This window comes from Providencia sp. PROV048, assembly GCF_033688165.1.
Taxonomy (GTDB): Bacteria; Pseudomonadota; Gammaproteobacteria; order Enterobacterales; family Enterobacteriaceae; genus Providencia; species Providencia hangzhouensis.
Genome location: NZ_CP096360.1, coordinates 2,082,394 through 2,104,066, shown reverse-complemented (window position 1 = coordinate 2,104,066; position 21,673 = coordinate 2,082,394). Strand labels below are relative to the sequence as shown.

The following is a 21,673-nucleotide window of genomic DNA, read 5'->3' as shown; positions in this document are numbered from 1 at the left end:
CTTTAGAGATTTATTGATATCTTTTATAATTTTACCACCGATGTCATTAATTTCCTTGAGCAAAACAATATTTTCTTTAACTTGCTAAATTTGCTTAGTATTTAGTTAGATATACATAAATTATCTGCACAAGTTGTTTTGATAATATTAAATTAAGTAATAGATGAACAACATTTATTCAACTTGTGCATAAATACACGTGCTGAAAGGAGTCAGCTTGACATTTTCATGACCTAGATCACTTTATTTAATTACCGTTTTGTTAATCTACTCTTAACTGATAGACAGAGCTAATTAGGATATTAACTCAGTACGGAATAAGGTTTTTAAGCCAATAGGCGATCATGAGCAGCGTTATTATAGATAACATCTATACTTTTATCTTTAAGCATTTCCTTGTTCTATCGATGCATTGCTCATTGGCTTAAAAAGTTTAACATTTATCAGGAGTAATCTATATGTCCGTAACTAACGTTACCGAACTCAATGAACTCGTTGCTCGTGTCAAAAAAGCTCAACGTGAATTCGCTACTTTTTCCCAAGAAAAAGTTGATGAAATCTTTAGAGCCGCGGCTCTCGCTGCTGCTGATGCACGTATCCCTCTAGCAAAACTTGCTGTCGAAGAATCTGGAATGGGTATTGTTGAAGATAAAGTGATTAAAAACCACTTCGCTTCAGAGTATATCTACAATGCTTATAAAGATGAAAAAACCTGCGGCACGCTATCTGAAGACCCAACATTTGGGACAATCACCATTGCTGAGCCGATTGGTATTATCTGTGGTATTGTGCCAACAACTAACCCAACTTCAACCGCGATTTTTAAATCACTTATTAGCTTAAAAACGCGCAATGCTATTATATTCTCCCCTCATCCTCGCGCTAAAATTGCTACCAACCGCGCGGCACAAATTGTGCTTGATGCTGCAATTGCAGCTGGTGCACCGAAAGATATTATTGGTTGGATTGATTCCCCTTCTGTTGAGCTATCCAACGCTTTAATGCACCACCCTGATATTAACCTGATTTTAGCGACCGGTGGACCAGGCATGGTCAAAGCTGCTTATAGTTCTGGAAAACCTGCAATTGGTGTTGGTGCTGGTAACACCCCTGTCGTTATTGATGAAACCGCAGATATTAAGCGTGCTGTCGCGTCTATCTTGATGTCAAAAACATTCGATAACGGAGTTATTTGTGCATCTGAACAATCCGTTGTAGTCGTTGATGAAATCTACAATCAAGTTCGCGAGCGTTTTTCAAGTCATGGTGGTTACCTGCTACAAGGAAAAGAGCTTAAAGCGGTTCAAGATATCATTTTAAAAAATGGTAACTTAAATGCCGCTATTGTTGGCCAACCTGCTTATAAAATTGCTGAAATGGCCGGTATTACCGTGCCAAAGACCACTAAAATATTAATTGGTGAAGTAAAAAGCATCGATGAGTCAGAACCGTTCGCACATGAAAAACTTTCACCATTATTAGCAATGTACCGTGGTAAAAACTTTGAAGACGCGGTTGCCAAAGCAGAACAACTTGTCGAAATGGGCGGGATCGGTCATACCTCTTGTTTATACACTGACCAAGATAACCAACACGAACGCGTTAACTATTTTGGCCAAAAAATGAAAACAGCGCGTATTTTAATCAATACGCCAGCATCTCAAGGTGGTATCGGAGACCTTTATAACTTTAAATTAGCCCCTTCTCTTACTCTAGGTTGTGGTTCTTGGGGTGGTAACTCCATCTCTGAAAACGTGGGTCCAAAACACCTAATCAATACCAAAACTGTGGCGAAGAGAGCTGAAAATATGTTGTGGCATAAACTTCCGAACTCAATCTACTTCCGCCGTGGTTGTCTACCTATCGCCCTTGAAGAGATTGCAACTGATGGTGCAAAACGCGCCTTTATCGTAACCGATGGCTATCTGTTCAATAATGGTTATGTTGATGAAGTGGTTAACGTTCTCAAAAAACATCACATTGAAACTGACGTTTTCTTTGAAGTTGAGGCAGACCCAACATTAACTGTTGTCCGTAAAGGTGCAGCACAAATGCAAGCATTCCAACCTGATGTGATCATTGCATTAGGTGGTGGTTCACCAATGGATGCGGCTAAAATCATGTGGGTCATGTATGAACACCCAGAGACTCATTTTGAGGAATTAGCATTACGTTTCATGGATATACGTAAACGTATCCACCGCTTTCCTAAAATGGGCGTTAAGGCTAAATTAGTTGCTATCACAACAACTTCAGGTACAGGTTCTGAGGTCACCCCATTTGCTGTAGTGACTGATGATAAAACGGGCCAAAAATATCCATTAGCAGATTATGCATTAACGCCAAATATGGCCATTGTTGATGCCAACTTAGTCATGAATATGCCTAAATCTTTAACTGCTTTCGGTGGTTTAGATGCTGTCACCCATGCGTTAGAAGCTTATGTTTCTGTTTTAGCTAACGAGTTTACTGATGGTCAAGCACTTAAAGCACTAAGCTTATTAAAAGATTATTTACCAGCAAGTTACCATGAAGGTGCTAAAAATCCTGTAGCCAGAGAACGCGTACACAACGGTGCGACACTTGCCGGTATTGCATTTGCAAACGCATTCCTAGGTGTATGTCATTCAATGGCACACAAACTTGGCTCAGAATTCCATATTCCTCATGGTCTCGCTAATGCTCTATTAATTTGTAACGTTATCCGTTTCAATGCTAATGATAACCCAACAAAACAAACTGCATTTAGCCAGTACGACCGCCCTCATGCGCGCCGCCAATATGCAGAAATTGCGGATCATTTGGGACTCACTAACGTCGGAGATCGTACTGCTGCGAAAATTGAAAAATTACTCACATGGTTGGAGGAAATGAAAGCCGATTTAGGTATTCCTAAATCTATTCGTGAGACTGGTGTTACTGAAGCTGACTTCTTAGCTCGCGTAGATAAACTTTCTGAAGATGCGTTTGATGACCAATGTACAGGAGCTAACCCTCGTTATCCTTTAATTTCTGAAATTAAACAGCTATTACTGGATTCTTATTATGGTCGAGAGTTTGTTGAGCACCAAGACGCACTTGTGATTGAAAAAGAGGAAAAAAAAGCCCCTCAGAAAAAATCAACCGTAAAAAAAGAAGCAGAAAAGAAAAGCACTAAGAAATAATGTTAAGCACATAATTTAAAAATAAAGGCACTGCAATAATTGCAGTGCCTTTTGTTTCGTTATTTAAAATCAATTGCTATAAAAATGTAGAAATCATTATCATATAAAATGATTTAACTCACTGAGTTATATCATTAATAGCCATAATATCCGATAACTGAATCCTGTTTTATTCTCTACACTAGATTATTTCTGTTTACCTAAAATGGAGTGGTTTCTTAGGTATAACGCCTTCATTCATCAACTGAGCCTGTTTTATTGCTTCTGAATAGTGTTTACGACAAACAGAGATATACTTTTCATTACCGCCTATATCGACTTGTAGGCCTTCATATACAGGCACCCCATCACTTCCTATACGCAATACCTTACTCGCCTTACGTCCGCAATAACAAACTGTTTTTAGCTCAACTAATTTATCAGCCCAAGCAAGCAAGTATTGACTGCCCTCAAATAATTGCCCTGCAAAATCGGTACGCAACCCATAGCATAAAACTGGAATATCCTCGTTATCAACTATGTCACATAATTCTTCAACTTGTTTTTTTGTTAGGAATTGGCATTCATCAATAAGAACACAATGGACTTTTTGTTCACTATTTTCTTTTTTTATCAGTTCAGCCATATTTGTTGTTGTTGAGTATAATAACGCTTCCGCTGATAAGCCTATGCGCGATGAGACTTTTCCTTGTTCAAAACGGTTATCTATCTCTGCTGTAAAAATAACCGTACGCATCCCTCTTTCATTATAGTTATACGATGATTGCAATAATGACGTTGATTTTCCCGCATTCATAGCTGAATAATAAAAGTAAAGCTGAGCCATTTGGCTGTTCCCTCAAAATTAATATACGTAATAATTTTACCATAAAACTAGCTTTAGGATTAACAATAATGGTGTAGATGCTGTTTACTTATTGAAAATTGAACTTTTCCCAGTTCAGTTTATACCTTATTGCTTATACCTTATTGCAAATATTGCTTAGCTTGCGGGCAAAAAAACCAATTTGATATTAACTATAAACAGTTTCAACTAAAGCACATTCCGCTAAAAAACATCATCAAAAAAAGAAAATTTAAGCGAGTCTATCCCTTCAATTCATTCCGAGTAAAAGTAAAATGAGACCCTCCTCTTCTTTTTTGAATTATTTAATCACTAAGATTTTAGCTTATTCCTATTTTTCGTTTAGTTCAGTTATTGATAATAGCTATATATATATCTACGAAAAGTTTATTTTTCTTTTGTAAAAAAATTGCATTCGTTAAAGATTACTTTTAAACTAAGGATGTAATTTAGCTATTGCAGAATTTAAAATAGCATTCTATTATTACTGTACACATGCCAACAAATAATTTGAGACCAGGAAAATGAGCGAATCATTAAAAGCGTTAAATAACATCCGTACTCTTCGTGCTCAAGCTCGCGAAGTAACTTTAGAATCTTTAGAAGAAATGCTGGAAAAATTAACCGTCGTTGTTGAAGAACGTCGTGATGAAGAAAGCCAAGCTCGCGCGGAATTAGAAGAACGTAACCGTAAATTGGAAAAAGTTCGTGAAATGATCCTTGAGCAAGGCGTAGATTTAAATGACCTTCTGCAAACAATGGATTCAGGTAAAAGCACTAGCACTCGTGCTAAACGCGCTGCACGTCCAGCTAAATATAAATATGTTGATGAAAATGGCGAAACCAAAACTTGGACAGGCCAAGGCCGTACTCCAGCAGTAATCAAGGTTGCCATTGAAGAACAAGGCAAATCTTTGGATGATTTCTTAATCTAATAGCCTCAACATGTATTTTAAACACCCTTTTATAAGGGTGTTTTTATTTAATCCTTTATATATTATTTATATTAACCTGCACTAAGAAAAAGCCCTTATCTATTATAGCTACAGTCTTTAGCACTAAAACCGCATAACTGCCGCTCCCTACTTCAATTAACTGTTCTGTTTTAAGCTGTTACGACGTATTACGCCATCTACCAAATAATCATGATAAATAAAAGCATAGCAGTAAAGATATGTAAGCTTAATTAGATAAACTTAAATATTTTTCAGTGATTCTATTTATGTAATGAAGTTGTATGCTAATTTTTGTACTCTCACCACTTATAACGTGTACAGACTGAACAGCTCAAGTCAGAGTGTTCCTCTTTATACTTGGTATTTTTGTTAATAATTTATTTATCTACGTATAAAAAAAGGCTAACAAATTAAGTTAGCCTTTAATAAAATTTATTGCGGAATTTTATTTTGCTGAATTCAATGATACTGATAATTTCTTCAGCCACTGGGTAAACTCATCTCCCAGTGCATCATGCTGCATTCCATATTCAACGAACGCTTTCATATAACCTAATTTATTTCCACAGTCATGACTTTTACCACATAAGTGGTAGGCCTCTACTGGCTCATTATTTTCCATCATTAATGCAATAGCATCGGTTAATTGTATTTCATCCCCAGCACCTGGCGCTGTTTTGGCTAATGCATCCCAAATCTTTTCAGATAAAACATAACGGCCAACAATAGATAAATTAGATGGAGCTTCTTCACGTTTTGGTTTTTCAACCATACGAATAATTCTTTTACTATCTCCAGGTTCTAACATTTCTCCATTACAATCCACAATACCATAGTTAGATACATCTTCTTCAGGGACTGGTTCAACTAAAATTTGACTTGCGCCTGTTGACTCATATTGTTCTAGCATTTCACGCAAGTTAAATTTGGTTAAATCTGTACTGTAACGGTCTAAAATGACATCGGGTAAAATAACCGCAAAAGGCTCTTCACCGACTAAAGGTTTAGCACACAAAATTGCATGACCTAATCCTTTTGCTATTCCTTGTCGTGTTTGCATAATCGTTACGTGGCTTGGGCAAATAGATTGAACCTCATCCAATAACTGGCGCTTAACACGCGCTTCCAAGATAGCCTCTAACTCAAAGCTTGTGTCAAAGTGGTTTTCAATGGAATTTTTTGATGAATGTGTCACTAAAACAATTTCATTGATCCCAGCAGCGATACACTCATTAACAACATATTGAATAAGTGGCTTATCAACTATTGGTAACATTTCTTTTGGGATTGCCTTTGTTGCAGGAAGCATACGAGTCCCTAAGCCCGCAACTGGGATTACCGCTTTACGCACCTTGCGCTGTGTCATTTTTATCACTCCAGATATCATCTTAGCCTCTCGAATTTTACTAAAGTAACAAGAGGCATTTTAAGTGCGCAGAAGTATATCAGGAAATGTTCATGAATAAATAGCGACGAGTCCGAATAGAGTTATTCAGATTAAAAGAGTATACATTTTAGGTGTTAACTATGTTTCGGGGTTAAACATTAGTTTTATTTTCTGGCTATTATTGCGAATTAAACACTGCCAAGCATTTCCTTTTACCTCTAAATGATTAGATTGGTAAAATTTCAACGCTCCTAAAGGAAGGCTTCTAGATAACTTAACATGCGTATTTTCTGTCGTTATATCCGCTTCTAAACCTGCACTCGCCATAATAATCGCTTTATTCCGTGTATTAAAATACCCCAATAATAGCGGAAACTGGCCACTAAACCCCGAATCTTCCAGTAAATAATTTATTTGGTTAATAATCCTATCAATATTGGGTAATTTTTTTTCTGGGTGGCTTACCGCACTTTTCAGGAGATCATTGAACACGACTCTAATCAAAAAAGCAGCCATAATGCCTTCTTGAGGAGAGCGCTCAGTATCAATACAGTAAAAACCTATTTGGCTGTCTGAAATGGGCGCTAGGTCTAATAATAATCCAAAACGGTTAGCCTCATTAAGTTGGCGATAGTTAATTCGGTAATTATTTATAATTTGATGTACTGGTGCTTGTAACTGTTTTAATACCGCTAACAGTTCTTGAGTATCGTTTTGCATTAGTGTCGAAATCTGAGGGATTTCCTCTCCTAGCAGCTCTGTTAGGCTATTTTGCTCAGGATACAACGCAGAAAGGATTGTCACTTTAACTTCATCTAAATTTTTTATTGGCTTTAACAAAGCATCCTTTGCACCTAAGCGAAACATTCTATCTAACTGAGTGAAATCTGTTGTTGCTGTAATCACAATGACAGGAATATCAATATTACGCGCAACTAACGCTTTCATAAACGCTTCACCATTCATGACAGGCATATTTAAGTCACATAGAATGATATCAGGTTTGATATGGTCTATTGTTAACATCTCTATTGCTAATTGACCATTATCTGCGGTATAGATCTCAATACCCAGCGTTTCTAGGTAGTTTTTTAAAATTGTACAGAAGGTGATTTCGTCTTCTATTATGAGTATTTTTCTATTTTTCATAAAATACCTACTGCAAAAGCCTGGTTTAATTAACAATACAATTATTCATACGATAAAATCATTTATTCGCCATCATTTAAGTATAGTGACTTTTCAATCTTATACTTATTTTTATAGAGAGTGTTATGAAATCACAAGTAGAAGATAGGTGTTGCTGTGGCAACGAAGCACAATTTGAGCAATGCTGCGCTCCTTTTTTACAAGGGAAAGCTATTCCACAGACACCAGAGCAACTTATGCGCTCAAGGTATAGTGCTTATGTACACCAAGACGTCGATTATCTTATTAAAACATGGCACCCAGATTGCCATGCTCAAGAATGGCATCAAGAAATAGTCAATAGTTTTCCGAAAACATACTGGTTTGGTCTTCGTGTTATTAGTTCTTCTTATGCTAAAAATCCCAATGAAGCTTATGTCGAATTTTCGGCTTGCTTTATTGATGAAAAAGATGATCATAAGCAGCTTATTCATGAACGTTCGCGTTTTATTAAGATGGATTCGTGTTGGTATTATATAGACGGCATTACCCCCAAAGTCGGTCGTAATGATTTATGCCCTTGTGGCTCTGGTCAAAAATATAAAAAGTGTGGTCATCCAGACTAATTACCCTTTATTTAATGCCTGTCTAATGAGACACATTTAATACTCAACCCGTCATTTTTTCATATCGCTTTGTTAGTTAAGGATTAGGCTGTTTCATGCAACACAAAATTGTACAGAAGAAAATTCTCAGGACAATTTGCCCTGACGCGAAAGGATTAATCGCGAAAATCACCAATATTTGCTATAAGCACCAACTCAACATTGTACAAAATAATGAGTTTGTTGATCACCACACTGGCCGTTTCTTTATGAGAACTGAGTTAGAAGGTATTTTCAACGATGAAACATTATTAGCTGACCTCGATGATGCATTACCAGTTGGGTCTCAACGTGAATTAAACACAGCGGGTCGTCGTCGTATTGTCGTTATGGTTACAAAAGAAGCACATTGTTTGGGCGACCTGCTCATGAAGAGTGCTTATGATGGCTTAGATGTTGAAATTGCAGCGGTTATTGGAAACCACGACACGCTAAAAAACTTAGTCGAACAATTTGGCATCCCATTCCACCATATTAGCCATGAAGGCCTAACACGCGAACAACATGACGAAAAAATGACAGCGCAGATTGACCAATATCAGCCTGATTATGTTGTCTTAGCTAAATATATGCGTGTATTAACGCCTGCATTTGTGCAGCATTATCCAAACCAAATTATCAATATTCACCACTCGTTTTTACCTGCATTTATTGGTGCCCGCCCTTATCACCAAGCTTATGAGCGTGGCGTAAAAATTATTGGGGCTACTGCGCACTTTGTTAATGATAACCTTGATGAAGGACCAATCATTACACAGAATGTGATTAATGTAGACCATACATTCACAGCCGATGATATGATGCGTGCAGGGCGTGATGTTGAAAAAAATGTACTAAGCCATGCTCTCTATTGGGTCTTAGCTCAACGTGTATTTGTATATGGTAATCGCACCATTATTTTATAAGCCAATAATATAGCGGCTTATTTAACAACACTTTGTTGATTTAACACGCATTAAGAATAAAAAAACAGCAAACAACCATTTTATTGAAAATTAATGCTTTACAGCGGCGCGTCATTTGATATGATGCCGCCCGCTGTCAATGATTACAGCAACTCAAAATCTGGTGGGATACCCAAGCGGCCAAAGGGAGCAGACTGTAAATCTGCCGTCACAGACTTCGAAGGTTCGAATCCTTCTCCCACCACCATTTAATTGATTTCACCTCCTAGTTTATCAACAACGCCCATAAAACGATTTAATACACTTGAGTGTGACTTTGATTTATAGATATAACACACACTTTTCCCCAAAATTTTATTCAATGGTATATAAATCAATGATTTATCAATCAATTCTTCTTCTGGATAATGGTCTATTATGCCTATAAAATCACCATCTTGAATGAAACTTTGGCAACAACCAATATTATCCATTTGTCTCACACTCGTTTTATTATCAACCGTTTCAATTTTTGCTAATAAATCACTCATTAATGAACTTTTATAAAATGCGGGATCACATAGCCATGTACTTTTTTGTAATAGTGTAACAAGGTCATAATGGAATTTTTCATAAAGTTCTTTCCTACAATAGATACCTAATGGTGAGTTTTCTATTATTTTTTGTAATGAAAATCGCTCACTGACAACTTGTTCAGAGCTAAGAATAAGTGTATTACCATCATAATCGACAATTTCATCTACTTCATCATAATTAAACCTTAATATATTTACTTGCACATTATTTTGATGTGCTGATTGATATAAATTAATTAAATGGCTTTCCTTACCCCAATCATAATAAATATTAGCCTCATTTATTATATAACCAGAAAAATGTTTTTTTGTTATTTCTTTCTCCTGTAAATAAAGATCTCTTAGATCGTTATAAAGTTCTTGGCCATCCTTAGTTAATGTCATTCCAAATTTTTCTCGTTTAAAAAGCCGTTTTCCTAGGCTTGTCTCAAAGTCTTTGATTGACTTCGCGATGGGAGGTGTCGTACGGTTCATCACTCTTGCAGCCTTGCTTAACGAGCCATTCTCAACAACCGCCATAAACGCCTCTAATTTTCTTGAAAAGAACATATCTATGACCCCATTCAGTTTATTAAAATATTAATCAACATACTTAACTTTCTCATTAATAATTATATTGATTAACCCAGAAATTAATTCACAAAATAAAAAATCAAACTTGATTTTTTATTGAATGATTAACAATATTTCATAAAAGTATTTTTATAATTTCCATCATTACAAAGCAATATATTATATTGTTTCGATTGATTATTTTTTATTCCCCCACTATTAAATCACATTAAAATATAAATAACCAATTGACTTTAAATGAAATTAAAACTAGTTAATAATGATATTATTAATTTAGCTTTAATAGAAAACTAAACTCTAGCACCCATAATAAATTTAATTGGCCATAATATTTTTTGATTAATTAAATTTATTATTATTTTTATATTAACCACTGAATTTTGATACTATACCAAGAATAAGTTAAGCCATGAGCATTTTTATCATAGTCATTATCGTCTTTAAAACAATCTAACCGTTGAAACATACTCCGCGGGGTTACAGTATTGCTACCATCTGGTAGAATAAGCATAATAATCATAAAACTAGGTGATAAAAAACCATGAAATTCATATCGTTCAATATTAATGGCCTTCGAGCTCGCCCTCACCAACTCGCTGCAATCATCGAAAAACATCAACCTGAGGTTATTGGCTTACAAGAAACCAAAGTCCATGATGATATGTTTCCTTATGAAGAAGTTAGTCAGCTCGGCTATCATGTTTTTTATCACGGTCAAAAAGCGCATTATGGCGTAGCTCTATTAACTAAAAATGAGCCACTTGCTGTCCGTAAAGGTTTTCCAACTGACGATGACGATGCACAGCGTCGCATTATCATGGCTGATATCCAAACAGATCGCGGCCCATTGACGGTTGTAAATGGTTATTTTCCTCAAGGAGAAAGCCGTGACCACCCAACAAAATTTCCGGCAAAAGAAAAATTTTATCAAGATTTACAAAATTACATCACATCAACACAAACGGCCGAGTCACAGTTGCTCATTATGGGTGACATGAATATCAGCCCAACCGATCTTGATATTGGTATCGGTGATGCAAACCGTAAACGTTGGCTAAAAACCGGAAAATGCTCTTTTTTACCCGAAGAGCGTGAGTGGTTAGCTAAATTATTAGGCTGGGGTTTAGTCGATACATATCGTGCAAAAAATCCTGATGTTTCTGATTGCTACTCATGGTTTGACTACCGTTCGAAAGGCTTTGACGATAACCGTGGCCTACGTATCGATTTATTACTGGCCTCCAATAAACTCGCTGAGCGTTGTATTGCAACGGGTATTGATTACGAAATCCGCGGGATGGAAAAGCCATCAGACCACGCACCTGTATGGTCTGAATTTGACCTCTCAAAGTAAACTTTCTTACTTGTCATAATGCAAAAAAGGCGCCTTAAGCGCCTTTTATTGGTTTACCAGACTCCACTAATCCTGTTTCTTTTTTGTTTTCTTCCCCGCTTTTACTGGTTTTTTTCCCGTTTTTACTGATGGAGCGGGTAGTTCTCGAAATGCCCTCAAATTTGTAAACTGACGTGCATGGTGAATTAATTGCATTAGCGTTTGGCTTAGTGGATGCATAAAATCATCATAACGTGATTGTTTTTCACTAATTTGGGTTAATACTGACTCCCAATGGGCTGTCATATCTGGTAATGTTGCCATATCGGGTAAAACATGAATTAGAGCCCTTCCCGCAGGCGAGGAATGAATATAACGCCCTTTTTTGTAGAGAAATTGGCGTTTGAATAGTAAGTCAATGATACCGGCTCTAGTCGCTTCTGTACCAAGCCCATCCGTTTCTCGCAATACTTTTTTTAATGCTTTATCTTGTACAAAACGAGCGATCCCAGTCATTGCTGATAATAACGTTGCATCCGTAAAAGGACGTGGAGGCTGCGTTTGCCGTTCAACCACTTCCCCTTTTTCACATAACAACTCATCATTCTTACTCACAACTGGCAGTGGCATACCATCGTTTTCAGCATCGCGCTCTTTATTACCCAATACGACTCGCCAACCTGCTTCAGCAAGAAATCGAGCTTTTGCGATAAATTTACCCTTTTCAATTTCTAGATCAATTGTACACTTGCGGTAAACCGCATCGGGCATAAACTGAATAATATATTGACGCGCAATCAATTGGTAAATTTTACTTTCATTTTCAGTTAACTTTACTGCTGCCGTTTTTGCTGTTGGGATAATGGCATGGTGAGCATCGACTTTTTTATCATCCCAGCACCGGTTCTTTTTATCCAGCTCAGGCAATTCAAATTCAGTGAGGTCTGGTTGATGCACCGCAATTGCATTCAAGACACTGTGTCTCCCTGCAAAATGTTCATCCGGTAAATAACGGCTATCTGAACGTGGATAAGTAATCAACTTATGTGTTTCATATAAACGTTGGCAAATGTCCAATACTTCTTGAGCGCTCAACGCATATTTTTTGGCAGCTTCAATCTGCAAAGAAGATAAAGAGAAAGGCAACGGTGCAATTTCTGATTCGCGCTTGTCCTGATATTGCGTCACTATGGCAGGTTTGCCCTCAATACGCGATACCACATGCTCTGCAAGCGGCCGATGGAATAAACGCCCTTCTTCATCCTGATAGTCAATACAGGAGTCGCTTGGCTGCCATATCGCTACAAAGCGCTCATCCTTTGGCGTAACAATATGAGCTTTAACCTCAAAATAGTCTTTAGGTACAAAGTTTTCTATTTCTTCGTCGCGCCTAACAACTAACCCCAATACCGGAGTTTGAACCCGCCCTACAGAAAGAACGCCTTGATAGCCTCCTCGTTGCCCTAATAACGTATAAGCACGGGTCATATTGATGCCATACAACCAATCTGCCCGTGCTCTTGCTAAAGCAGAGACACAAAGAGGAATAAACTCACGATTTTCTCTCAAACGCTCAATTGCCCGCTCAACGGCTTGTGGGTTAAGGTCATTGATTAAACAACGTTTTACTTCTTTGCGTTTTTCAGGGTCGAGCTTCAAAAAGTCAAGCACTTCGTCCACCAGCAATTGACCTTCTCTATCGGGGTCCCCTGCATGGACAACTATTGAGGCTTGTTTCAGCAATGTTTCAATAGTTTTTAATTGTTTAGTTACTGCGGGACGGGGCTTCAATTGCCACTTATCAGGGATAATTGGCAAATCCTGAAGATTCCATCGTGCATACCGAGGTTCATAAGCATCGGGTTCCGCCTGCTCTAAAAGATGGCCAATACACCATGTTACAGTTTGGCCATCACCACATTGAATAAAACCATCACCTCGTTTGTGGGGCTTTGGTAATACATCTGCAATGGCCCTTGCAAGGCTCGGTTTTTCCGCAATAAACAAACGCATAAATTAATCTATCACTTCAACTAAAGGAACATTATCCTGATGGGGTAATAATTTACCGATAGACTGTAACAAAACACCTTGCTGCTGTGCAATCTCTTTAATTTTAGAGACTTCGGAAGGTTTTACTGCAATAAGTAAGCCGCCAGAAGTTTGAGGATCACACAGTAGTTGACGCTGCATATCACTCATAGGGCCAATAAGGTGCCCATAACTGTCAAAGTTACGAGTGGTTCCCCCAGGAACACAACCTGCTTCAATATATTTTTCGACATTGGCTAATTTAGGAACTTTACTAAAGGAGATTTCAGCACGAACTTTAGACCCTTCGCAAATCTCACTTAAATGACCTAATAAACCGAAACCAGTCACGTCAGTCATTGCCGTCACACCATCTAAAGGCGCAACCACCGCACCTAGCTTATTCATTTGACACATGGTTTCTGCCGCTAAGTGTTGATGTTCCGGCGCAAGTACCCCTTTTTTCTCTGCTGTTGTCAAAACACCAATTCCAAGCGGTTTCGTCAAAAACAATTCGCACCCCGCTGTTGCGGCACTATTTTTCTTCACATACTCCGTATTCACAACACCCGTAACTGCCAAACCAAAAATAGGCTCAGGTGCATCAATAGAATGGCCACCAGCTAACGAGATACCCGCATCAGCACAAGCTGCACGTCCACCTTCAATCACCTCACGAGCCACTTCCGGTGGTAACTTCGCAATTGGCCAGCCTAAAATAGCAATGGCCATAATTGGCTTACCACCCATTGCAAAAATATCGCTAATCGCGTTGGTTGCTGCAATCCGACCAAATTCAAATGGGGAGTCAACGATCGGCATGAAAAAGTCTGTTGTGCTGATGATGCCTATTCCATTACCTAAATCATAAACGGCCGCATCATCTTTAGTTTCATTACCAACTAACAAATGTGGATCATGAAATTTTGCTTGCTCTGTGTGTAGAATTTGCTCTAATACTTTCGGTGCAATTTTACAACCGCAACCAGCACCATGACTATATTGAGTTAATCTAATTTTTTCAGTCATTATTATTCTCTTTAGAAGTGAGATACATAGCCTGTCATATCAGGAGCTTGTACTTTTACTGGCGCTTTAAGCTCTGGAGTTCCTAAATAAAGGAACCCAACAATGCGGTCGTTATCTCCACAACCTAATCCGGCACGAACCACAGCATCTTCTGTCCATGAACCTGAGCGCCATATACCGCCAAAACCTTGAGCTACTGCTGCCATCTGCATTGCTTGAACCGTACAGCTCGCAGCAACTAATTGTTCCCATTGTGGTATTTTCGGATGATCTTTTAATTTAGCGATCACAGTAATAATTAATGGGGCACGAAAAGGGGCATTACGAGCTTTTTCTTGTACCTCTGCGCCTAATTGCCCTTCAATTGCTGCTTTTTCCAATAGCTCACTGAAGCGTTTAATCCCCTCATTTTGCATAACAACAAAATGCCACGGCTTCAAAGCACCGTGATCAGGTGCTCTCATCCCCGCAGCAAGTATATTGTCGAGTTCTTCGCCTTGCGGTGCTGGTGTTGTAAGTCTTGAAGCTGAACGGCGGTTCAACAAAAGGGTCAAAGCATCCATATTTGTCTCCGTTTAAGAGTAAACTGATATGATAATCATTCAATTAGATAATTATACCCACGCTATCTATTGTTTAAGCTTAAAGGAAAATCGCTTACACTAATACAACAATAACAGTTATTCGTTAGGTAAAATTACGTTATAAATTCATTGAATTGTATCATTTGTCACATGTGAAAAATATCATTGAAGCATTGTACCTTGCGTATCATAATTTTGTTATGCATAAAAATAGCCCGCTATTGCAACTAATTGTATTGATACAACTAAGATATCAAGTGTTCGATGTGGTGATCGGGTAACAGATTTGCTTTTGAGTATATTGTTGTTAATTCGTGCTACAGGCAGAAGTAACCCAACTGTAGAAAGAACTATTTATGTAATATCCAAAAATAGTTTGTGCCATAAGTCAACGGCAAACAAATGAAGCCAACACCCTTGTGGTGCAGAATATGCAGGATAGGAGAAAACATGCGTCAACTATGGGACATCATCGCTACCATTTTTAGAATTAGCTGGCGAGCACTGAACTTTATTAGGGAATTCGTTTTCAACGCCATTTTCTTAGTATTATTTTTTGTTGTTATTGGGTCGATTGCTCTTTATCAGACAGAGACTCAACCCGAAAAAAATTATTTTGGTGCTTTGTATATGGATTTACAGGGGGTTATCGTAGACCAAGTCTCTACTCCAGACCCATTTGGTCGTATGAGCCGTGAATTACTTGGTACCTCAAACAGCCGAATGCAAGAAAATTCACTATTCGACATCGTTGATACCATTCGCACCGCTGCAAATGATGATCGCATTACAGGGATGGTATTACGCCTAGATGATTTAGCTGGAGCCGATCAGCCCTCTCTAGCTTATATCGGTAAAGCAATCAATGAATTTAAAAGTTCAGGGAAACAGGTTTACGCCATTGGTAACAGTTATAATCAGTCGCAATACTACCTCGCCAGTTACGCTGATGAAATTTACCTCACACCGCAAGGTGCGGTTGGGGTATATGGCTTTGCAACGAATGGACTCTACTACAAGTCACTGTTAGAAAAACTTAAAGTTAGTAGCCATATTTTCCGTGTTGGTACCTATAAATCAGCGGTTGAGCCATTAATGCGTGATGAGATGTCCCCTGAAGCACGTTTAGCCAATAAACAGTGGCTGGATGCCCTTTGGAACAATTACCTCACAGAAATCGCCAAAAACCGCAATACGACCAGCACACAAATTTTTCCTGGGGCTGATGCTATTTTAGAGAAATTACGCTCAGTCAAAGGCGATAGCGCACAATACGCGTTAAAACAAAAATTGGTTGATAAACTTTATACTAACGAACAAGTTGAAGATTTACTCAGTAAACACTTTGGCTGGAATAAAGAAGATAAACAATTCAATAATATTAGTATCTATGATTATTCCACTAAAATAGCAGATACCAATGCTAATCAAAGTGGCAATATCGCCGTGATTGTCGTTCAAGGTGCTATCATGGATGGCCCACAAACGGCTGGGATTGCAGGAGGCGATACCATCGCAGCACAAATTCGTGACGCTCGCCTTGATGATAATATTAAAGCGATAGTTTTGCGCGTTAACAGCCCAGGTGGTAGCGTAAGCGCTTCTGATTTGATCCGCAGTGAACTGGCTTCTGCTCATGCTGCAGGTAAACCTGTTGTTGTATCTATGGGGGGAATGGCTGCATCTGGGGGGTATTGGGTCTCAACTCCAGCGGACTATATCATTGCCAGTCCAAACACGCTGACTGGTTCGATTGGTATATTTGGCGTAATTAATACCTTTGAAAAATCTTTAGATTCTATAGGGGTATATACTGATGGCGTATCAACGTCGCCATTAGCCGATATTTCTTTGACTAAAGGGATCAGCCCACAATTTGCTGACATGATGCAAATTACCATTGAGAATGGCTATGAGACATTTATTGGCTTAGTGGCTAAATCTCGCCATAAAACACCGGCAGAGATAGACCAAATCGCTCAAGGCCGTGTATGGATTGGGCAAGACGCGCTTAAAAATGGTCTTGTAGACCAACTAGGTGATTTTGATAATGCCGTAGATAAAGCTGCTGAGCTCGCTAAACTCACTGACGTTAAGTTAGATTGGATGAAGCCTGAGTTGACCTTTATGGATCAATTGTTACTTGAATTAACGACAAACGTTCAAGCCGCCATGCCGGATGTGCTACACGTGTTTTTACCACCTGCAGTCGCGACGGATATCCGCCAACAAGCGCAATTTTTCTTAAAAATGAATGACCCACAAAACCGCTATGCTTTTTGTTTAAATTGCGCGGAAATTAACTAATCGCTAAATCCCCTTCAGATTCAATGAAGGGGATTTCTCTCACAAACCCATCAATAACCTCATATCAATCTAACTATTCGCAAGTTAACGATAGTAATACGCTAACAAATACGTCAAAATCCTGATAATCACTCTCCTTCGATAAGTTGGATAAATTAGGTAATAAGATGCAGAAGAAATCAATTTATGTTGTTTACACTGGTGGAACAATTGGCATGCGCCATTCACCACAGGGATATATTCCTGTTTCCGGTCATTTGCAAGCTCAGTTAGCTCAGATGCCCGAGTTTCACCGCCCTGAAATGCCTGAGTTTACGATCCGTGAACATCAGCCTTTAATTGATTCATCTGATATCACCCCTGAAGACTGGCAACTTATCGCTGATGATATACGTGAGAACTATCCACTTTATGATGGGTTTGTCATATTACATGGCACTGACACGATGGCTTTCACCGCCTCAGCGTTATCTTTCATGTTTGAAAACTTGAAAAAACCCGTAATAGTGACAGGGTCACAAATCCCTTTAGAAGCATTACGTTCTGATGGGCAAACTAATCTACTAAATGCATTATATTTAGCAGCAAACTACCCCATTAATGAAGTGGGATTATTTTTCAATAATAAATTATATCGCGGTAACCGCACTGTTAAGGCCCATGCAGATGGCTTTGATGCTTTCAGTTCACCTAACTGTTCTCCATTAATGGAAGCTGGCATTCATATTCGCTCATTTAATACGTGCCCTGCGCCTATTGGTATAGGTGAATTTAAAAGTCACCGAATTACACCTCAACCTATCGGCGTTGTGACTCTTTATCCAGGGCTATCAATTGAAATTGTACGCAACATTCTCCAACAACCCGTTAAAGCGCTGATATTGCGCTCTTACGGTGTCGGTAATGCCCCTCAGCAGCCTGAATTACTGCGCATACTCCGTGAAGCAACGAACCGAGGGATTATTGTGGTGAACCTGACACAATGTATTTCTGGCCGTGTTAATATGGAAGGCTACGCCACAGGACACGCACTTGCAGAAGCGGGTGTGATAAGTGGATATGACATGACTTTTGAAGCCGCCTTAAGTAAATTGCACTACTTACTGAGTCAAAATTATACCCCTGCGTTAATCCGTGAGTTAATGCAGAATAATTTACGCGGCGAGTTGAGCTATGCTGATGAATAACAGATAACATACTGAGGACATAATGAAAGCAGCATTACTGTTAGTCGATTTACAAAACGATTTCTGCACGGGTGGCACATTAGCAGTAAATGAAAGCGAACATGTTATTGATGTTGCTAATAAAGCGATGGATATTTGCCAACAAAAACAGATAGACATCATTGCAAGCCAAGATTGGCACCCTGCGACACACCTTAGTTTCGCGGCCAATTCAAATACTCAAATTGGAGAAGTCGGTGAGCTAAATGGTATTACACAAGTTTGGTGGCCTATTCATTGCGTACAAGGTGAACATGGCGCTGAATTACACAAAAATTTAAACCAATCGCTTATTAGTGCAATTTTTACCAAAGGGGAAAGCCCCCAGGTTGATAGCTATAGTGCCTTTTTTGATAATGATAAAATTAGTCAAACGCGCCTACATGCGTGGCTACAAGAACACCATATTTCGCATTTAATTATTATGGGAATTGCGACGGATTACTGTGTCAAATTTACCGTGTTAGATGCGTTAAAATTAGGTTATACCGTAGATGTTTTAGTCGATGGGTGTAGAGGCGTCAATCTCGGGGCCAATGACAGCCAAGAATCTTTAGTCGAAATGCAAAATCAAGGTGCAAGGTTAATTACATTAACCGACCTGCATTAGGACATGTTTTATGGACAAGTTTTCTCATGTAATAATTGAAAATCTAGTAATTGAGAAAACTTGTTTTAGTGACACTGTCACTATGCAGCATCATATTGAATCAACAAGCTATTCTCTAGAGCAACCGTTATTCATCATTATTTTGCGGTTTTAATGTTGCTAACATCTCACCTTGAAACAACGTTTTTAGCTCTTGCTTGCTCTTCATCGTAATTTCACCATTAGTCCCTACCGTCATATGCTCAGGGTCATGGTTATGCCGTGACTGCCACAATAATACCATTTGTAAGCTATGTTCTTTTTGTTCTGGCGTTAACATCACACCATCTGGCCATTTACCGAGCTCAACAGCGGTCACAAGGCGTTCATAAATTTCAGGGGTCATCACTGCTAATAATTGTTCAAGTTGCTCAGGACTGACTTCAACGCTCACGATAAGGCTCCTTCAAATACGCAATTCACTCATTATTTATTGTTCTTGATTTCAGCCAATAGCTGAATCGTTTTTGTCATTCTAAAAAAATGGCTTCAGCATACTTCAGCTCTTTATCCACGCGTCTTTTCACCGCTATCGTCATCAATAAAGCTTAATGATGCTGAATTAATGCAGTAACGTTGACCAGTAGGCTGAGGACCATCTGGAAACACATGCCCTAAATGCGCATTACAGTGTTGACAGCGAACTTCAATACGGTGCATCCCATGAGAGAAATCCTCAATGTATTTGATTGCCTCTTCATTGACGGGTTGGTAAAAACTTGGCCACCCACAACCTGCATCAAATTTGGTCTCAGACATAAATAAAGGTGAACCACAGCATAAGCACTCGTACACACCGTCTTTACGGTTATGCAATAATTGGCCACTAAATGGCGGCTCGGTACCTGCTTGCTGTGTAACGTAACGCTGCATCTCATTTAATTCTGAAATATCAATAGGTTGTTTATCTTTACTTGACATGTCATACCTAAATATTTAAATAACTAAAGTGGTTGATGGTTATCATACATCAATTTCAATCAACAAAAAATTAACAACATTTTCTGTAAAACTATTCTAAACTAAGAAGCGTCTTACTTTCCGTTTTGATTTGTGAACCGTATCACATATATCACTGATAGATGGTTTCATTATGCCGTACAATCCCGATAATACGTGCGGCTGTATTTGCCGCTGAAGTGGCTGACAAATAAGCAGTTGGTAGTATCAGAATTGATTTTTTTCAATAATTGACACGATTCCGCTTGACGGCTGGCAAGGTTTTGGTAACTTTAACTACAACTTAATTCACGAATAAATAGCTGGTGGAAATACTATGACTATCAAAGTAGGTATTAATGGTTTTGGTCGTATTGGCCGTATCGTTTTCCGTGCTGCACAAGAGCGTTCTGACATCGAAATCGTTGCTATCAACGACCTGCTCGATGCAGAATACATGGCATACATGCTGAAATACGACTCAACTCATGGTCGTTTCAACGGTACTGTTGAAGTTAAAGATGGTCACCTAGTTGTAAACGGCAAAAAAATCCGTGTAACAGCAGAAAAAGATCCTGCAAACCTGAAATGGAACGAAGTCGGTGTTGACGTCGTTGCTGAAGCAACAGGTATCTTCTTAACTGATGAAACTGCACGTAAACACATCCAAGCTGGCGCTAAGAAAGTTGTTCTGACTGGCCCTTCTAAAGATGATACTCCTATGTTCGTTATGGGCGTTAACCACAAAGCTTACGCAGGTCAAGAAATCGTTTCTAACGCATCTTGTACAACTAACTGCTTAGCTCCACTGGCTAAAGTTATCAATGACAAGTTCGGTATCGTTGAAGGTCTGATGACAACAGTTCACGCAACAACTGCAACACAAAAAACTGTTGATGGTCCTTCACACAAAGACTGGCGTGGTGGTCGTGGTGCTGCTCAAAACATCATCCCTTCATCAACCGGTGCTGCTAAAGCTGTAGGTAAAGTTATCCCTGAGCTGAACGGTAAACTGACTGGTATGTCTTTCCGTGTACCTACTCCTAACGTATCAGTTGTTGATTTAACTGTTCGTTTAGAAAAACCAGCAACTTATGCTCAAATCTGTGATGCTATCAAAGAAGCAGCTGCAGGCGAACTGAAAGGCGTTCTGGGTTACACTGAAGATGACGTTGTATCAACTGACTTCAACGGTGAAAAACTGACTTCAGTATTTGATGCTAAAGCAGGTATCGCACTGAACGACAACTTTGTTAAATTAGTTTCTTGGTATGACAACGAAACGGGTTACTCTAACAAAGTTTTAGACCTGATCGCTCACATCTCTAAATAAGAGCTGTAATGTAATCTGTCTAACTGAGCCGCCAATTTGGCGGCT

The 21,673-nt window shown here is 38.7% G+C and carries 18 protein-coding genes and 1 tRNA gene; 10 read left to right on the top strand and 9 right to left on the bottom strand.

Annotation, left to right across the window (positions count from 1 at the left end):
- Positions 1–458 precede the first annotated feature (458 nt).
- Positions 459–3,164 (top strand): bifunctional acetaldehyde-CoA/alcohol dehydrogenase, encoded by a 2,706-nt coding sequence (adhE, locus tag M1F26_RS09155; protein WP_094960521.1) that lies wholly within the window; start codon positions 459–461, stop codon positions 3,162–3,164.
- Positions 3,165–3,360: 196 nt separating this feature from the next.
- On the opposite strand, the gene M1F26_RS09150 is transcribed toward adhE, so the two are convergent.
- Complete coding sequence (locus tag M1F26_RS09150) at positions 3,361–3,990, bottom strand: thymidine kinase (RefSeq protein ID WP_004254108.1); 630 nt, start codon at positions 3,988–3,990, stop codon at positions 3,361–3,363.
- A gap of 542 nt (positions 3,991–4,532) precedes the next feature.
- Between M1F26_RS09150 and hns the strand changes: the two genes are divergently transcribed.
- Positions 4,533–4,943: a histone-like nucleoid-structuring protein H-NS gene (gene hns, locus M1F26_RS09145; protein ID WP_004254106.1), complete on the top strand. Its 411-nt coding sequence runs from the start codon at positions 4,533–4,535 to the stop codon at positions 4,941–4,943.
- A 466-nt stretch (positions 4,944–5,409) separates the two neighbouring features.
- Here the strand turns inward: hns and galU are convergent, their stop codons facing one another.
- Both galU and rssB read right to left on the bottom strand, forming a co-directional pair.
- Positions 5,410–6,330 carry a UTP--glucose-1-phosphate uridylyltransferase GalU gene (gene galU / locus M1F26_RS09140; RefSeq protein WP_036957689.1) on the bottom strand — a complete coding sequence of 307 codons (921 nt, stop codon included), beginning with the start codon at positions 6,328–6,330 and terminating at the stop codon, positions 5,410–5,412.
- 159 nt (positions 6,331–6,489) lie between these two features.
- Positions 6,490–7,500, bottom strand: coding sequence for a two-component system response regulator RssB (gene rssB, locus M1F26_RS09135; protein ID WP_140172215.1), 1,011 nt, complete (start codon positions 7,498–7,500; stop codon positions 6,490–6,492).
- 125 nt (positions 7,501–7,625) lie between these two features.
- Between rssB and M1F26_RS09130 the strand changes: the two genes are divergently transcribed.
- The 3 genes from M1F26_RS09130 to M1F26_RS09120 all read left to right on the top strand — a co-directional run bounded on the left by M1F26_RS09130 (position 7,626) and on the right by M1F26_RS09120 (position 9,296).
- Positions 7,626–8,105 carry a YchJ family protein gene (locus M1F26_RS09130; RefSeq protein WP_140172216.1) on the top strand — a complete coding sequence of 160 codons (480 nt, stop codon included), beginning with the start codon at positions 7,626–7,628 and terminating at the stop codon, positions 8,103–8,105.
- A gap of 95 nt (positions 8,106–8,200) precedes the next feature.
- Positions 8,201–9,049: a formyltetrahydrofolate deformylase gene (gene purU / locus M1F26_RS09125; protein ID WP_004254090.1), complete on the top strand. Its 849-nt coding sequence runs from the start codon at positions 8,201–8,203 to the stop codon at positions 9,047–9,049.
- Positions 9,050–9,211: 162 nt separating this feature from the next.
- A tRNA-Tyr gene (locus M1F26_RS09120) sits at positions 9,212–9,296 on the top strand.
- A gap of 1 nt (position 9,297) precedes the next feature.
- On the opposite strand, the gene M1F26_RS09115 is transcribed toward M1F26_RS09120, so the two are convergent.
- On the bottom strand, positions 9,298–10,173 hold the full coding sequence (locus M1F26_RS09115) for a LysR family transcriptional regulator (RefSeq protein ID WP_094960519.1): 876 nt from the start codon (positions 10,171–10,173) through the stop codon (positions 9,298–9,300).
- 565 nt (positions 10,174–10,738) lie between these two features.
- Here M1F26_RS09115 and xthA point away from each other — a divergent pair.
- Positions 10,739–11,551 (top strand): exodeoxyribonuclease III, encoded by an 813-nt coding sequence (xthA, locus tag M1F26_RS09110; RefSeq protein ID WP_094960518.1) that lies wholly within the window; start codon positions 10,739–10,741, stop codon positions 11,549–11,551.
- Between the two features lie 66 nt (positions 11,552–11,617).
- On the opposite strand, the gene M1F26_RS09105 is transcribed toward xthA, so the two are convergent.
- From M1F26_RS09105 to M1F26_RS09095, 3 genes are read right to left on the bottom strand one after another with little or no spacing between them, the layout of a single operon-like run.
- The gene (locus M1F26_RS09105; protein ID WP_110591770.1) at positions 11,618–13,543 is read right to left on the bottom strand and encodes a DNA topoisomerase III; all 1,926 of its coding nucleotides are present in this window, start codon (positions 13,541–13,543) and stop codon (positions 11,618–11,620) included.
- A 3-nt stretch (positions 13,544–13,546) separates the two neighbouring features.
- Positions 13,547–14,590, bottom strand: coding sequence for a selenide, water dikinase SelD (gene selD, locus M1F26_RS09100; RefSeq protein ID WP_004254077.1), 1,044 nt, complete (start codon positions 14,588–14,590; stop codon positions 13,547–13,549).
- An 11-nt stretch (positions 14,591–14,601) separates the two neighbouring features.
- On the bottom strand, positions 14,602–15,153 hold the full coding sequence (locus tag M1F26_RS09095; protein ID WP_004254072.1) for an NAD(P)H nitroreductase: 552 nt from the start codon (positions 15,151–15,153) through the stop codon (positions 14,602–14,604).
- Positions 15,154–15,624: 471 nt separating this feature from the next.
- On the opposite strand from M1F26_RS09095, the gene sppA reads away from it, so the two are divergent.
- The 3 genes from sppA (at position 15,625) to pncA (ending at position 19,317) form a co-directional block, all read left to right on the top strand.
- Positions 15,625–17,481 (top strand): signal peptide peptidase SppA, encoded by a 1,857-nt coding sequence (gene sppA / locus M1F26_RS09090; RefSeq protein ID WP_140172217.1) that lies wholly within the window; start codon positions 15,625–15,627, stop codon positions 17,479–17,481.
- Positions 17,482–17,648: 167 nt separating this feature from the next.
- The gene (gene ansA / locus M1F26_RS09085) at positions 17,649–18,668 is read left to right on the top strand and encodes an asparaginase (protein WP_004254063.1); all 1,020 of its coding nucleotides are present in this window, start codon (positions 17,649–17,651) and stop codon (positions 18,666–18,668) included.
- Positions 18,669–18,690: 22 nt separating this feature from the next.
- Positions 18,691–19,317: a bifunctional nicotinamidase/pyrazinamidase gene (gene pncA / locus M1F26_RS09080; RefSeq protein WP_140172218.1), complete on the top strand. Its 627-nt coding sequence runs from the start codon at positions 18,691–18,693 to the stop codon at positions 19,315–19,317.
- A gap of 127 nt (positions 19,318–19,444) precedes the next feature.
- On the opposite strand, the gene M1F26_RS09075 is transcribed toward pncA, so the two are convergent.
- Together M1F26_RS09075 and msrB are read right to left on the bottom strand one after the other, a co-directional pair.
- Entirely contained in the window at positions 19,445–19,750 is a 306-nt protein-coding gene (locus tag M1F26_RS09075) for a YeaC family protein (protein WP_004254056.1), read from the bottom strand.
- A gap of 113 nt (positions 19,751–19,863) precedes the next feature.
- On the bottom strand, positions 19,864–20,277 hold the full coding sequence (msrB, locus tag M1F26_RS09070; protein ID WP_140172219.1) for a peptide-methionine (R)-S-oxide reductase MsrB: 414 nt from the start codon (positions 20,275–20,277) through the stop codon (positions 19,864–19,866).
- A gap of 355 nt (positions 20,278–20,632) precedes the next feature.
- On the opposite strand from msrB, the gene gapA reads away from it, so the two are divergent.
- Complete coding sequence (gapA, locus tag M1F26_RS09065; RefSeq protein WP_004254049.1) at positions 20,633–21,628, top strand: glyceraldehyde-3-phosphate dehydrogenase; 996 nt, start codon at positions 20,633–20,635, stop codon at positions 21,626–21,628.
- The last annotated feature ends 45 nt before the right edge of the window (positions 21,629–21,673 follow it).